Annotated in this window: 13 protein-coding genes; 10 read left to right on the forward strand and 3 right to left on the reverse strand. The window is 61.4% G+C overall.

Annotated elements, in window-relative coordinates; genetic code table 11:
• Nucleotides 1-70 precede the first annotated feature (70 nt).
• From ACQY1P_RS09465 to ACQY1P_RS09495, 7 genes are all read left to right on the forward strand, one after another.
• Complete coding sequence (locus ACQY1P_RS09465) at nucleotides 71-1708, forward strand: cisplatin damage response ATP-dependent DNA ligase (RefSeq protein WP_092661596.1); 1638 nt, start codon at nucleotides 71-73, stop codon at nucleotides 1706-1708.
• An 87-nt stretch (nucleotides 1709-1795) separates the two neighbouring features.
• Nucleotides 1796-2704, forward strand: a complete 909-nt coding sequence (locus ACQY1P_RS09470) for an alpha/beta hydrolase family protein (RefSeq protein WP_430256259.1) — start codon at nucleotides 1796-1798, stop codon at nucleotides 2702-2704.
• Between the two features lie 91 nt (nucleotides 2705-2795).
• Complete coding sequence (locus ACQY1P_RS09475; protein WP_092661599.1) at nucleotides 2796-3620, forward strand: L,D-transpeptidase; 825 nt, start codon at nucleotides 2796-2798, stop codon at nucleotides 3618-3620.
• Nucleotides 3621-3905: 285 nt separating this feature from the next.
• Complete coding sequence (locus ACQY1P_RS09480; protein WP_430256261.1) at nucleotides 3906-4631, forward strand: L,D-transpeptidase; 726 nt, start codon at nucleotides 3906-3908, stop codon at nucleotides 4629-4631.
• 118 nt (nucleotides 4632-4749) lie between these two features.
• Complete coding sequence (locus ACQY1P_RS09485; protein WP_430250319.1) at nucleotides 4750-5451, forward strand: hypothetical protein; 702 nt, start codon at nucleotides 4750-4752, stop codon at nucleotides 5449-5451.
• On the forward strand, nucleotides 5448-6257 hold the full coding sequence (locus tag ACQY1P_RS09490; RefSeq protein WP_192076589.1) for a hypothetical protein: 810 nt from the start codon (nucleotides 5448-5450) through the stop codon (nucleotides 6255-6257). The genes ACQY1P_RS09485 and ACQY1P_RS09490 overlap by 4 nt, the downstream gene beginning before the upstream one ends.
• Nucleotides 6258-6816: 559 nt before the next feature.
• Nucleotides 6817-7239: an organic hydroperoxide resistance protein gene (locus ACQY1P_RS09495; RefSeq protein WP_062453520.1), complete on the forward strand. Its 423-nt coding sequence runs from the start codon at nucleotides 6817-6819 to the stop codon at nucleotides 7237-7239.
• A gap of 111 nt (nucleotides 7240-7350) precedes the next feature.
• On the opposite strand, the gene ACQY1P_RS09500 is transcribed toward ACQY1P_RS09495, so the two are convergent.
• Nucleotides 7351-7797, reverse strand: coding sequence for a MarR family winged helix-turn-helix transcriptional regulator (locus ACQY1P_RS09500; protein ID WP_430256685.1), 447 nt, complete (start codon nucleotides 7795-7797; stop codon nucleotides 7351-7353).
• Nucleotides 7798-7851: 54 nt separating this feature from the next.
• Here ACQY1P_RS09500 and ACQY1P_RS09505 point away from each other — a divergent pair, with 54 nt between their 5' ends.
• The 3 genes from ACQY1P_RS09505 to ACQY1P_RS09515 all read left to right on the forward strand — a co-directional run bounded on the left by ACQY1P_RS09505 (nucleotide 7852) and on the right by ACQY1P_RS09515 (nucleotide 10347).
• Nucleotides 7852-8604: a DUF899 domain-containing protein gene (locus tag ACQY1P_RS09505; RefSeq protein ID WP_430256263.1), complete on the forward strand. Its 753-nt coding sequence runs from the start codon at nucleotides 7852-7854 to the stop codon at nucleotides 8602-8604.
• A 46-nt stretch (nucleotides 8605-8650) separates the two neighbouring features.
• Nucleotides 8651-9475, forward strand: coding sequence for a VOC family protein (locus ACQY1P_RS09510; protein ID WP_430256265.1), 825 nt, complete (start codon nucleotides 8651-8653; stop codon nucleotides 9473-9475).
• 71 nt (nucleotides 9476-9546) lie between these two features.
• Nucleotides 9547-10347, forward strand: coding sequence for a hypothetical protein (locus tag ACQY1P_RS09515; RefSeq protein WP_430256267.1), 801 nt, complete (start codon nucleotides 9547-9549; stop codon nucleotides 10345-10347).
• A gap of 16 nt (nucleotides 10348-10363) precedes the next feature.
• Here ACQY1P_RS09515 and ACQY1P_RS09520 read toward each other — a convergent pair whose 3' ends face one another.
• Both ACQY1P_RS09520 and ACQY1P_RS09525 read right to left on the reverse strand, forming a co-directional pair.
• Nucleotides 10364-10759 (reverse strand): c-type cytochrome, encoded by a 396-nt coding sequence (locus ACQY1P_RS09520; RefSeq protein WP_430256269.1) that lies wholly within the window; start codon nucleotides 10757-10759, stop codon nucleotides 10364-10366.
• A gap of 8 nt (nucleotides 10760-10767) precedes the next feature.
• Nucleotides 10768-12354: a helicase HerA-like C-terminal domain-containing protein gene (locus ACQY1P_RS09525; protein ID WP_430256271.1), complete on the reverse strand. Its 1587-nt coding sequence runs from the start codon at nucleotides 12352-12354 to the stop codon at nucleotides 10768-10770.
• Between the last annotated feature and the right edge of the window lie 120 nt (nucleotides 12355-12474).

Raw genomic sequence — 12474 nt, forward strand, 5'->3', positions numbered from 1 at the left:
TGGTTTTCTCCCCCCTTGTGGGGAAGATGGCCGGCAGGCCAGAGGGGGTTTTTCGAAGAGTGCTGCGCCCATGAAACCCTTCGCCACACTCCTCGATCGCCTCGTTCTCACCCCCTCGCGCAACGGCAAGATCACCCTGCTGGTCGATTACTTCCGCACCACGCCCGATCCCGATCGCGGCTATGGGCTGGCAGCGCTGGCGAGCGCGCTCGATCTCAAAAGCGTCAAGCCCGCCATGCTGCGCGAGCTGGTGCTGGAGCGCATGGATGCGGTTCTGTTTCAGTATTCCTACGACTATGTCGGCGATCTCGCCGAAACCATTGCGCTCGTCTGGGATGGCCTCGAGAAGGACGACACGACCGATGCCGAGCAGCCGCTTCTGTCCGAAGTCGTCGCCCGGATGAATTCGCTCGGCCGCACCGAAGTGCGAGCAGCCGTCCGCGATCTGCTCGATCATCTCGATCCCTCCGGCCGTTTCGCCTTCCTCAAACTCGTCACCGGGTCGCTGCGGATCGGCGTTTCGGCGCGGCTTGCAAAGCAGGCGCTGTCGGAAATGTCGGGCAAGGATGTGACCGAGATCGAAACGCTCTGGCACGGGCTGGAGCCGCCCTATGTGTCGCTGTTTGCCTGGCTGGAAGGCCATGCCGACAAGCCGGTTCTGGCGACGCCGGCGATCTTCCATTCGGTCATGCTCGCCAATCCGGTCGAAAGCGGCGATCTCGAAAAGCTAGATCCCGCCGATTATGCCGCCGAGTGGAAATGGGATGGCATCCGCGTCCAGATGTCGGCCCATGGCGGCACGAAGAAACTCTATTCCCGCTCCGGCGATGATATCACCGGTGCCTTTCCCGATATCGTCGAGCAGATCAATTTCGATGGCGTCATCGACGGCGAGCTTCTCGTCGGCGGCACGATGCGATCCAACAATCCCACCCGCACCTTTTCCGACCTGCAGCAGCGCCTCAACCGCAAGACTGTGAACGCCAAGATGCTGGAGGATTACCCCGCCTTCGTGCGCGCCTACGATATCCTGTTCGACGGCGAGGCGGACGTGCGCGCAAAAGGCTTCCTCGAGCGCCGCGAGCGCCTGTCCGAGGTGATCGGCCACGCCCCGCATGACCGGTTCGACCTCTCCGATCTCGTGCCCTTCACCACCTGGGATGAGCTTGAAGCCCTGCGCCGTGATCCGCCGGATCCGGTCATCGAAGGCGTCATGATCAAGCGCCGCGACAGCGTCTATCAGGCCGGCCGGCTAAAAGGCCCATGGTTCAAGTGGAAACGCGATCCCTATAATGTCGATGCGGTCATGCTCTATGCCCAGCGCGGCCATGGCAAGCGCTCCAGCTACTACTCCGATTTCACCTTCGGCGTGTGGACGGATGGCCCGGATGGCGATCATCTCGTGCCCGTCGGCAAAGCCTATTTCGGCTTTACCGATGCGGAACTGGAAGTGCTGGACAAGTTCGTGCGCGACAACACGGTCGAGCGTTTCGGCCCGGTAAGGGCGGTGCGCGCCGACAAGGATTTCGGCTTCGTGCTGGAAGTGGCCTTCGAGGGCATCAACCGCTCGACGCGCCACAAGTCCGGCGTCGCCATGCGCTTTCCCCGCATCGCAAGGCTGCGGATGGACAAGCTGCCGCGCGATGCCGACCGGCTGGAAACACTGACCGCGATGATCGATGCCAAAACGGCGGACGCGAAGATGTGACCGCCGGCCCGCTTGCGTTCTGAACCGTCGGGTTTACGCTCAACCCCGATATCTGAGACTACTCATATCCTTATAGACGGTCGTTCCATGTCAATCACCCGCCGCATGCTGATGACCGGTCTGGCACTCGGTGCACTTGGTTCCCTTGCTGCACCCCAGGCCCTGGCCGCGCCCTTTCCCGTCCCCGAAACCCTGCCGCTGGAAAAGGAAGATTATGCCGAAGCCAGGCGCCGCTTCCGCACCCATCTTCTGAAGCACGGTCCGGCACCCGAAGCCTCGCCGCCGCTCGGGACCCCGCCGGGTGCGCAAAAGGTTATGTATCGCGGCGGTCCGGATGGCTCGCTCGAACTGATCGCCTGGCTTTCCCATTACGAAGCCTCGGGCAAGCTGAAACCGGCGGTGCTTTTCCTGCACGGCGGCAATGCCACCGGTGATGGCCACTGGGAGCTGATGAAAGCTTACTGGGAAGCGGGCTTCGTGGTCCTGCATCCATCCTTTCGCGGCGAAAACGGCCAGGCCGGCAATTTCTCCGGCTTCTACGACGAAACCTCCGATGCGCTGGCAGCCGCCACCTATCTGGAAAACCTGCCCGGCATCGATCGCAGCCGGATCTTCATCGCCGGCCACAGCAATGGCGGCACGCTGTCGCTTCTATCTGGCATGACGCGCCGGTTCAGGGCCGCAGTTCCAATTTCCGCCGGCGTCAATTCCTGGCGCTTCTTTACCCGATACTCGAACGAAGTCCCCTTCGATGCGGCCGATCCGAAAGAGTTCGTGATGCGGTCGTCCGCCTGTTTCGGGCCGAGCCTCAAATGCCCGACGCTGCTTTTGCGCGGCTCGGAAGAACGCCCCTATGATGCTGACCACCAGCTGCTGATCGATCGGGCGCGGTCTGCTGGCGTTGCGATCGACAAGAAGCTTCTGCCCGGCAATCACAGCGGCGTCGTGCCCGGTGCAGTGGTCGAAAGCATCCGCTTCTTCAATCAGTTCACCTGATCCGCCTTATCCAGTCGCCACCGCTCCAGCCTCGCGAAAGCGCTGCCTGACAGATTGCCGCCGACGTCATCAATGCCGAAGCGGGTCTGCCATGCAAAACAAAGCCTTATCGCTCAGCCGGACCTCCGGTCTTGCGGCCGTTCTTGTGGCGACGACGGCGCTCAGCGGTTGCCAGGTGCCGTTCGTCACCGATACGACCCGCATGGACCCGGCCGTGTTTGCCCGCGAAACCACGCCGGTCTTCTATCAGCCGGCCTACAACGAGCCGGTCCAGCCACAGCCTCTTCCCCAGAAGGAGGCTATTCCGCAAAAGCGCCAGCTTTACCAGACGCAGTTCCACCAGACCTACGGCATGCCGGTCTCCAACCCCGTGCACCGGGTCATGTACGAGGTGATCCGCGACGACGGCCACACGCTGCCGGCCATTCCCTATTCGCGCATCGACAACCGTTTTCTGCGCCAGGATGTGTCCTACCAGACCAATGAAGCACCCGGCACGCTGGTGGTCGATACCCGTGCCAACTTCCTCTATCTCGTGCAGCCCGGCGGCAAGGCGATCCGCTATGGCGTCGGTCTCGGCAAGGCGGGCTTTGCCTGGTCCGGCCGCGGCGTCATCCAGCGCAAGGCGAAATGGCCGCGCTGGACGCCATCAGGCGAAATGGTCTCGCGCCAGCCGGAACTGCGCCAGTTCGCAGCAGCATCCGGCGGCGCCGATCCCGGCCTGAACAACCCGCTCGGCGCCCGCGCGCTCTATATCTACAAGGACGGCAAGGACACGCTCTATCGCGTTCACGGCACGCCGGACTGGCAGTCCGTCGGCAGGGCAACCTCATCCGGCTGCGTCCGCATGCTCAACCAGGATGTCATCGACCTGTTCGACCGCGTCCCGAACGGCACTCCGATCGTCGTACTCTGACCGTTGACGCGTGGCAAAACTGCCCACGGCAAGCTTGCATGTCGCGCGTCAATCCCTCATGTCTCGTATCTGCCCTCACACACAGTGAAGTGATTACGCTGTTGCGCAGGGGACACAGGCTGTGTCGCATCCCTGTGATGGTGTGTGTCAACCTCGTGAATGGTCGATGAAGCTGGCCGCGTTATGTGATAGTGGAGCAAAACATCAGGCATGGAACCAATCGGTTCGATTGCCGTTAAAATTTGCTTTTGCAGTGACGCGTTCCTCTAGGGTGACTTTCCGAACATGATTTCCAACTCTTCTTTCTCCCGACGGGGCTTCCTGTCCATGCTGGGTGTCGGCGCTGCCTCGACGCTCGCGAGCTGCGCTTCCACTGCGCCGGGCCCTACCGGCAACATCGTCACCTACCGTGACGGCGTCGCCCTCCGCAACGACGGCCTTCCGCCGGTTGGCGGCGATCCCGAAGCCGCGATGATGTACGGCGCCGTCGAAGATGGTGGCTATCTCATCCCGGCCATCCCCTATGAGCGGATCAATCCGCGCTACTATCGCCAGCGCGTTGTCGATCCGACAGGCGAACGCCCGGGCACGATCGTCGTCGACACCCCGTCGCGCTTCCTCTATCTGGTCGAGCCCGGCGGTTCGGCCATGCGCTACGGCGTCGGCATCGGTCGCGATGGCTTTGCCTGGAGCGGCGAGGGCGTCATCCAGTGGCGTCAGAAGTGGCCGAAATGGACCCCGCCGGACGAAATGGTCGCGCGCCAGCCGCAACTGGTCAAGTATTCAATCGCAAACGGCGGCATGCCTCCGGGCCTCACAAACCCGCTCGGCGCCCGCGCGCTCTACATCTTCCAGAACGGCCAGGACACGCTCTACCGCCTGCACGGTTCGCCGGAATGGAACTCGATCGGCAAAGCCGTCTCCTCGGGCTGCGTCCGCCTGATGAACCAGGACATCATCGACCTCTATGAGCGCGTCCCCAACAAGGCCCGCGTCGTCGTCTGGCAGTAAGCAGCCACCACAACGTTCGATCAAAAAGGCCGCAGCGGTGCGGCCTTTTTTGTTTTGGTTGCATTTTAGCGGAGCACCTCCTATAGTCGAAGGCGTCACTTAAGGCTGGGGGGCCGGAATGGACATTCTGCGCGGTGCTGCCGCACCTTATCTATTGACACTTCTTGTCTCGGTCTTTTCCTGGCTGTTTCTCGAGATCCGTAAAGATCTGTCTGAAATAGCCATCCTGAGTTATGAAGCTCGGGTCTTCGAAGAAGACGGCGGTATCATTGAAGTATTGACGCTCACCAACCTTTCAAACAAGACGACGCTGAACGGTGGCACCGTCGATATGATTTGCCCTAATCTTTCTGTTTGCTTCGCTAAGAGCTCACGGACGGGAGACGAGATAGCACGTGACAGGCCGGGCTCACCGTGGAGTATAAGGCTGGATCCCTCGTCGTCAGACCGCCTAGTCTCATTTGATCTGACACTGCCGCCAAACGCGTCTGCATCTCTTGAGATGTCTCTCGCTAGCCGGGCGGATCGACCTGTGTTTGGTTTCGGCTACAAGCATGACTCGCCGCAGAACACCCCTGTCCTCTTCGCGAATGAGAACAGGCTCTATGCGTTCTTGGTGCAGTGGTACGCAACAGTCACAATGGTCGTACTCATCAGCGCTGCACTTGCTCTCCTACTCTGGATCGGGCGCATGGTGTTTGGCGGTAAGAAGAGGCCGTTAGAAGACCAGCCGCGCCCCGGCCTTAGCGTCGTGCTGCCGGACGGCAAGCCCGCGACGTTCGAATTACTTCTCAAGCCAAAGGAGAGGAATGCGCCATGACCCGTTGGATTGAGGCGTCTATTTGCGTCATTGCCTACGTGATCAGCTTGCCAGTTGCGGACGCGGCTGAAGTAAAGTTCAAAGTTTCCGCAGAGGGAGCCACGCCTTCCAGCTTCAAAGCCTACATCTACAAGGGAGGCCCTGGCGAGCCAAAAACCTTTGTCACGATGGTTGGAAATGATGAGCTTGTCAGTGTGTCGGAAAGCACCTGTACGCCATCGACGATTTACTCGGCGCGACCGGCATTGGCAGCTCTGTATCAGTCCAACCCCACAGATATGCATCAATGCAAAGACGGCGCCGAAATCTCCTTCAGGTTTACCATGCGGAGGGTAACAAGCACTAACTATATGTTATACTTGAATCCTGGCGAGGAGAACGTGCCTAACGTTAGTCCAGCCCTTCAGTCAGCGATTTCGGAAGTTAAGAGTGCCTATTCTTCAGGAGATGTTGGCAAGGTCGTCAAGCTTTCGTCGGAACTAAGCACGGCGTTTGCGACGTCCGGAGATACGGCTAAGGCCGCCGCCTTCCGCGACCTGACAATCGCGACAACAAGTGACTTTGTGTATTCGTTGAGCCCGGATACCGCGCCTCCTGACGACCAGGATCTGGGCCAAGGTCTTATTAAATGGCAGGGCAGGCTGGAGCTTTCCCCGGTCGCAAAAAGCAAGCTTCTTGAATTCCAAACCAGCTGCGGCGCAGAGACTGACAAAGGCCGTATCGGATGGAAGACGATGTCATGCATGCCGGGTGGTGACGCTGTCCAGTTGCGTGCGTATGTTCCAGGATCTGCTGTAGGCGGTTGACGCAGCGCTATTCCCCTGACAGGTCCAGCCGGTCCCTTCGCGTCGACATCTTCGCGCGGGGCGGTTTCCCCGTCACAGCTGCAGCCGAGCGCCTGACTAATGGCCGCCATCGCTTTCGCCGACTGCGCCTTCATGTCGAGACAATCCTCCGGTGCATTGACCTGCCGCTCGTCGTCGCGGTTTCGCTTCCAGGCAACAGGGTCGGATTGCGCCAGCCGCTCCCTGAGCGGCTTAACCGTCTACGCTTCGCCTTCCCCGGGGTTCATGATCACCAGATATTCTGGATAGGTAAGCCGAGCGGCTGCAACATCAGACTTTCACGTCCCTTCAGAGGCATGTGCGATGCCATGAACCGCAAAGTACGCTGCGTATCCAGCCGCGGAATCGAATCCGCATCCTTCGTCGCCATCTTTTCTGGGGGGCTTGATGGTGACGTCACGGCCTGATGCCCTATCTCCTGCCTAGCGACCATGTCGCTGGACTGATGCCGGTTCAAGTTTCGTGCCATCGAATGTGCGCGCGATGAGCCGGCAATACCTATCACCAAGGGAGTTACTCCATGCCCATTCTCTACACGACCAAGGGTTCCGCAACCGGTGGCCGCTCCGGCCACGGTGCTTCCGACAACGGCGTGCTCGACGTCACGCTGACGGTTCCGAAGGAACTCGGCGGCGATGGCGCCACCGGCACCAATCCGGAACAGCTGTTTGCGGTCGGCTATTCCGCCTGCTTCCTCGGCGCGCTGAAAGCCGTCGCTGCCAAGGAAAAGGTGAAGATCCCTGACGAGGCCAAGGTCACCGCAACGGTCGGCATCGGCCCGCGCGAAGATGGTGGCGGCTTCGGCATCGAAGTCTCGCTGTCGGTCAACGCCCCCGGCATCGAACGCGCCCAGCTCGAAGACCTGGTTGCCAAGGCACATATCGTCTGCCCTTACAGCCACGCGATGCGCACCTCGACCGAAGTTCAGGTGACCGTCGAGTAAAGCTTTAAAACAATGGTCCGGCGGGCAGTTCGGTTCTCGGACTGCCCGTGCGCGACGGCGAAAAGCGGCTTCGGCCGCTTTTTGTTTGCGCGAGATTCCAGCCGATTTGATTCAGCTCACAGCCTTCAACGAATCTCGCAGCTGGTCGGCATTGCCATCGGGCAGGGCGACATCCAGTTGTGCATGCGTCGCTTCCCAGATCGGCAGGGCTTTCGCCAGAACCGCGCGGCCATCGTCCGTCAGTGTCAAAAGCCGTCCGCGCTTGTCCTTCGGGTCGATGGCGCTGCCGATCCAGCCGCGTGCCTGCAAAACCTTCAGGGCCGCAGTCAGCGTCGTGCGGTCCATGGCAAGCAGATCGCAGACCGATTTCATCGTCGCCGGCTGCGGTCGGTTGAGCGACATCATCAGCGAGAACTGGCCGTTGTTCAATCCGACCGGCTTCAGCGCCGTATCGAAGGTTCGCGCTAAGGCCCGCGCTGCCCGTTGCACATGCAGGCAAAGACAGGTGTCGCGGACATGAAGCGTGGCGGAAAACGGAACCGAATCGGGATTTGACAGCATGAAAATATTATGTTGATATCAACCTATTCTGTCAAGAAAGGGGAGGTTCTTATGGATGTCAGCGCATTCCCGACAAATGCCGTCCTGTCGAAAGAAGAGTGGCTGAAGGCGCGGCTCGAGCTTCTGGCGCTCGAGAAGGAGGAGACGCGGTTGCGTGACAAGGTCCGCGCCGCCCGCCGCGCCTTGCCCTGGGTGCGGGTGGACAAGGACTACGTCTTCGACACGCCGCAGGGCGGCAAGACCTTGTCCGATCTCTTTGCCGGACGCAGCCAGCTGCTAATCTATCACTTTATGTTCGGACCCGACTGGAGCGAAGGCTGTGTCGGTTGCTCCTTCATGGCCGACCATTTCGACGGCACGCTTGCCCATCTCAATCATCACGACGTCACGCTCGTCGCCGTCTCGCGCGGCACGTTGGGGCAAATCGAGGCCTACAAGGCCCGCATGAACTGGCAGTTTCCCTGGGTCTCGTCCTACGCCACGGATTTCAACCACGACTATCGCGTTTCCTTCACGCAAGAAGAGATGCAGGGCGAGACGATCAACTACAATTTCCGCGCCATGCCCGCGAGCGAAGGTTTCGAGGAGCTTCCGGGCCTGTCAGCCTTCTACAGGAATGAGGCCGGCGAGATCTTCCATACCTATTCCACCTATGCCCGCGGCCCGGAGGAGGTGATCGGCACGCTGATGCTGCTCGACCGCGCGCCGCTCGGCCGCAACGAGGACAAGACGATGAGTTTCCTCAAGCGCCACGACGAATATGCGGCAAAGCCCGAGCAACCGGCGTCATCCTGCTGCCATTGAGAGCTTGTCGCCGGGTCCGTTCAACACACACAAGAGGGAGATGGGCATGCTGCAGATCGTTTCGAAATCCCGTTCGGACACGCATGGAAAATTCATCTGGTGCGAACTGATCACGTCAGACACGTCAGCGGCGGGCAGGTTCTACGCCTCGGTGGTCGGCTGGAATGTCCGCGAACTCGCCATGCCTGATATGCCGTCCTATTACCTGTTCGAAATGGGCGAGGGCGAGAATTGCCCCGGCATCGGCGGCATGATGCACTTTCCGCCGGAGCTTGAAGGCAAGATGCCGCCGAACTGGACCGGCTATGTCGCCGTCGACGATGTCGATGAAACGGCGAGGGACTTCGTTTCGCTTGGCGGACGCATCCAGCGCGACCCGGAGGATATCCCGGGCGTCGGCCGGTTTGCTGTTGTGGCCGATCCGCATGGGGCGGTTCTCTGCATCATGACGCCGATCCCGCCGGCAAACCCGCCCCGCCAGCTCGGCCCCGCCGATCCCGGCAATCTCGGCTGGTGCGAGCTGATGGCGGGCAACGGCGAGGAGGCTTTCGAATTCTATGGAAGCGTGTTCGGTTGGGCGAAGGACCATGACATGGACATGGGCGAGAGGGGCGTCTACCGCATCTTTGCCTATGACGGCCATCCCGGCCGGGCGATCGGCGGCATGATGACGAAACCGGACACGGTGCCTGCGCCGTGCTGGTCCTATTACTTCAACGTCGCGGCGATTGACGCGGCCATCGAGCGGATCACGGCCGGCGGCGGTAGTGTCGTGTTCGGGCCGATGCAAGTGCCCGGCGGAAGCTGGATCCTCCAGGCCACCGATCCGCAGGGCGCCTTCTTCTGCCTCGTCGCTCCGAAGCGCTGTTGATCCCCGAAACCTTGAACCTGTCCTCGTCAGGCCTAATTGCACCTTCACGCATAAGGCCGGAGGACCAACTCATGCATCCATTGCCCCGTCCGCTGAGCCTTGTTTTCTTTAGCATCAGCACGTTCCTGGCCCTTTCCGGCATCGTCATGATCCTGACGGGTTTCCGGGGCGGCTGGCCGGTGCTCGCCTTGTTCGGGGCAGGCGCCTTCGTTTTTGCGTATATGCTCTGGCCGCAAACCTTCCACCGAAGGCGGGTGGATGCCGCAACGCTGATTTCGCGCTTTCCCGGTCCGGTCACCCTCTATTCCAGCCGCGTCCGCTATTTTTCGCTGGCCGTCGGCTGCGCAGCCTTTGCCGTCCTGCTTCTGTTTCTGCTTTTGGATGCCGACCCGGCCGATCCGCCGATGCCGGCACTGCGACAGGTCATTCTCTGGATGGGCGTCGGTTTCCTGTCGCTCTGCGCCTCCGTCATGATGGCGGGCGTCCTCGTCGGCCAGCGGCTGGAACTGGATGGCGAGGGCTTCACCATGGTCACGCTCGGGCGTCGCAAAGTCTGGCGCTGGCGGGATGTCGAAGGCTTCAAGGACGGCGGGATGACGCCGATTTCCGTGCGCTTTCTGCCGAAGCTGGAGATGAAGATGGTCGTGTTCGACGACCTGTCGCTCCCGGAAACCGCCCTGATCCGCATGAGCCGCGATGCGACCGGCCGCAATTCCGGCCTGCACGATGCCTATGGGCTCGATTTCGCCCAGCTCGCCTGGCTCCTGGAAACCTGGCGCGAAAAGGCGCTCCAAGGCACGCAAGTTGCTCCTGCCGCACCCGTCCGCGACGACGAATTCGTGGCCGTCTCGGCTGCTTACCCGAACGGCTGACGACCGTTCCCGGCCGTCACTCTGCCTGCGCGGTTGTCTTCAGGTAAGCGATCACGTCGTCGATCTCGGCCTGGGTCCACAGTCCGAAGAAGCGCATGCTGGTTCCCGGCACTTTCTTCTTGGGGCTCGAGAGAAAGGCGGACAGTGCCGAGTCGTCCCAGACGAGACCGGCTGCGCCTGCATCCTTCATCGCCTGCGAGTACTTGTAGTCGGGAACTTGCGCTGCGGGTCGCCCGACGACGCCTTTGAGATGCGGGCCGAACCGGTTGGTCTCCCGGTCGGCCACATGACAGGCGACGCATTTCTGGTACACCCGCTTGCCGTTGCCGGCATCCGCCGCTTGTGCGGTCGAGGAAAAGGCGAGCGCGACAAGGGCGAGGGCGCAGAGCCCTGTCCTTGCCGCTTTGTGCATCCGCCCGGTCACCGTTTCAGACTACCCAGAATGCCGCGCACGATTGCCCGGCCCACCTGGGTGGCGACGGTGCGCGTCACGCTTTTCATGGCAGCCTCGATGATCGTCTCGCGCTGGTATCCGGAGCGGCCGACGGTTCTGCGGCCCTTCGGCTCGTCTTCGTCCTTGTTGCCGAAGCCGGGCAGGGTCCAGCCGGTGGTTTCGCCGGAGCCGGCAGGCGGTGCGGGCTCGAGTTCATCCTGCGCCTTGCGGGCAGCGGCTGCATCGGCGGCCTGCTTTGCCCGGGCGCCCAGCATTTCGAAGGCGCTTTCGCGGTCGAGATCCTCGTCATAGATCCCGAGAACCGGGCTACGGTCCATCACCGACTGCCGCTCCGCGTCGGTCAGAGGACCGATCCGTCCCGACGGTGGGCGGACCAGCGTCCGTTCCACCATCGATGGTGCACCCTTGCCCTCGAGCGTCGAGACCAGCGCCTCGCCGGTACCGAGCTGGGTGATCGCTGTCGCGCAATCGAAGGCCGGGTTCGGCCGGAACGTGTCGGCCGCGGTCTTCACTGCCTTCTGCTCGCGCGGCGTATAGGCGCGCAGCGCATGCTGCACCCGGTTGCCGAGCTGGGCGAGAACGCTTTCCGGCACATCGAGCGGGTTCTGGGTCACGAAATAGACGCCGACGCCCTTGGAGCGGATCAGCCTCACCACCTGCTCCACGCGGTCGAGCAGAACCTTCGGCGCTTCGTCGAACAAAAGATGCGCCTCGTCGAAGAAGAACACCAGTTTCGGCTTGTCCGGATCGCCAACCTCGGGCAGTTCCTCGAACAGTTCAGACAGCAGCCACAAAAGGAAGGTCGCGTAGAGCCGCGGGTTCATCATCAGCTTGTCGGCGGCAAGGATCGAGATCTGGCCGTAACCGGAATTCGGGTTCACCCGCATGATATCGGTGATCTTCAGCGCCGGTTCGCCGAAAAAGTGCTCGGCACCCTGCTGTTCCAGCACAAGCAGCGCCCGCTGGATGGAGCCGACCGAAGCCTTGGAAATGAGGCCGAATTCCTTGGAAAGCTCCGAAGCATTCTCGGCCATGTAATTGAGGAGCGAGGTCAGGTCCTTGAGGTCGAGCAGCGGCAGCCCGGCCTTGTCGGCCAGCTTGAAGGCGATGTTGAGCACGCCTTCCTGCGGTTCGGATGCATCCATCAGACGGGCCAGCAGAAGCGGACCCATCTCGGCGATCGTGGTGCGAACCCGGTGCCCCTTTGTGCCGTAGAGATCCCAGAAGATCACCGGGAACTGCTCGAACTCGTAGTCGGCAAAGCCGATCTGCTCGGCGCGCTTGGCGAGGAAATCCTTGGGCTCCCCCTTGGCGGCAACGCCGGAAAGATCGCCCTTGATGTCGGATGCAAAGACGGGAACGCCGGCCCGCGAAAAGCCCTCGGCCAGCACCTGCAGCGTCACGGTTTTGCCGGTGCCGGTCGCACCGGTCACCAGCCCGTGGCGGTTGCCGAATTTCATGTCCAGGAATTCGGCCTTGTTCAACGTGTCGTCAGGGTTGCGACTGCCGCCGATAAAGAGTTTCGCCTGATCGTCCGCATCAATATTCGCCATGCAACTATGCGCTCCCTAAACGCGTTCAATCCTCGGCTTTTATAGGATGCGCTGAAGAGCCGGGCAACGGCTGAAAATCGGCCAATTGAAAACTGGCGCGAGAGGCGGAAGAAGAGGGGT

Source organism: Neorhizobium sp. DAR64872/K0K18, from assembly GCF_050500175.1.
Lineage (GTDB): Bacteria > Pseudomonadota > Alphaproteobacteria > Rhizobiales > Rhizobiaceae > Neorhizobium > Neorhizobium soli.

Coding starts and splice junctions, on each gene's coding strand:
- ACQY1P_RS09515 (WP_430256267.1), top strand. CDS start 9,547: ATGCATCCATTGCCCCGTCCGCTGAGCCTTGTTTTCTTTAGCATCAGC.
- ACQY1P_RS09480 (WP_430256261.1), top strand. CDS start 3,906: ATGATTTCCAACTCTTCTTTCTCCCGACGGGGCTTCCTGTCCATGCTG.
- ACQY1P_RS09520 (WP_430256269.1), bottom strand. CDS start 10,759: ATGCACAAAGCGGCAAGGACAGGGCTCTGCGCCCTCGCCCTTGTCGCG.
- ACQY1P_RS09475 (WP_092661599.1), top strand. CDS start 2,796: ATGCAAAACAAAGCCTTATCGCTCAGCCGGACCTCCGGTCTTGCGGCC.
- ACQY1P_RS09485 (WP_430250319.1), top strand. CDS start 4,750: ATGGACATTCTGCGCGGTGCTGCCGCACCTTATCTATTGACACTTCTT.
- ACQY1P_RS09470 (WP_430256259.1), top strand. CDS start 1,796: ATGTCAATCACCCGCCGCATGCTGATGACCGGTCTGGCACTCGGTGCA.
- ACQY1P_RS09495 (WP_062453520.1), top strand. CDS start 6,817: ATGCCCATTCTCTACACGACCAAGGGTTCCGCAACCGGTGGCCGCTCC.
- ACQY1P_RS09465 (WP_092661596.1), top strand. CDS start 71: ATGAAACCCTTCGCCACACTCCTCGATCGCCTCGTTCTCACCCCCTCG.
- ACQY1P_RS09505 (WP_430256263.1), top strand. CDS start 7,852: ATGGATGTCAGCGCATTCCCGACAAATGCCGTCCTGTCGAAAGAAGAG.
- ACQY1P_RS09490 (WP_192076589.1), top strand. CDS start 5,448: ATGACCCGTTGGATTGAGGCGTCTATTTGCGTCATTGCCTACGTGATC.
- ACQY1P_RS09525 (WP_430256271.1), bottom strand. CDS start 12,354: ATGGCGAATATTGATGCGGACGATCAGGCGAAACTCTTTATCGGCGGC.
- ACQY1P_RS09510 (WP_430256265.1), top strand. CDS start 8,651: ATGCTGCAGATCGTTTCGAAATCCCGTTCGGACACGCATGGAAAATTC.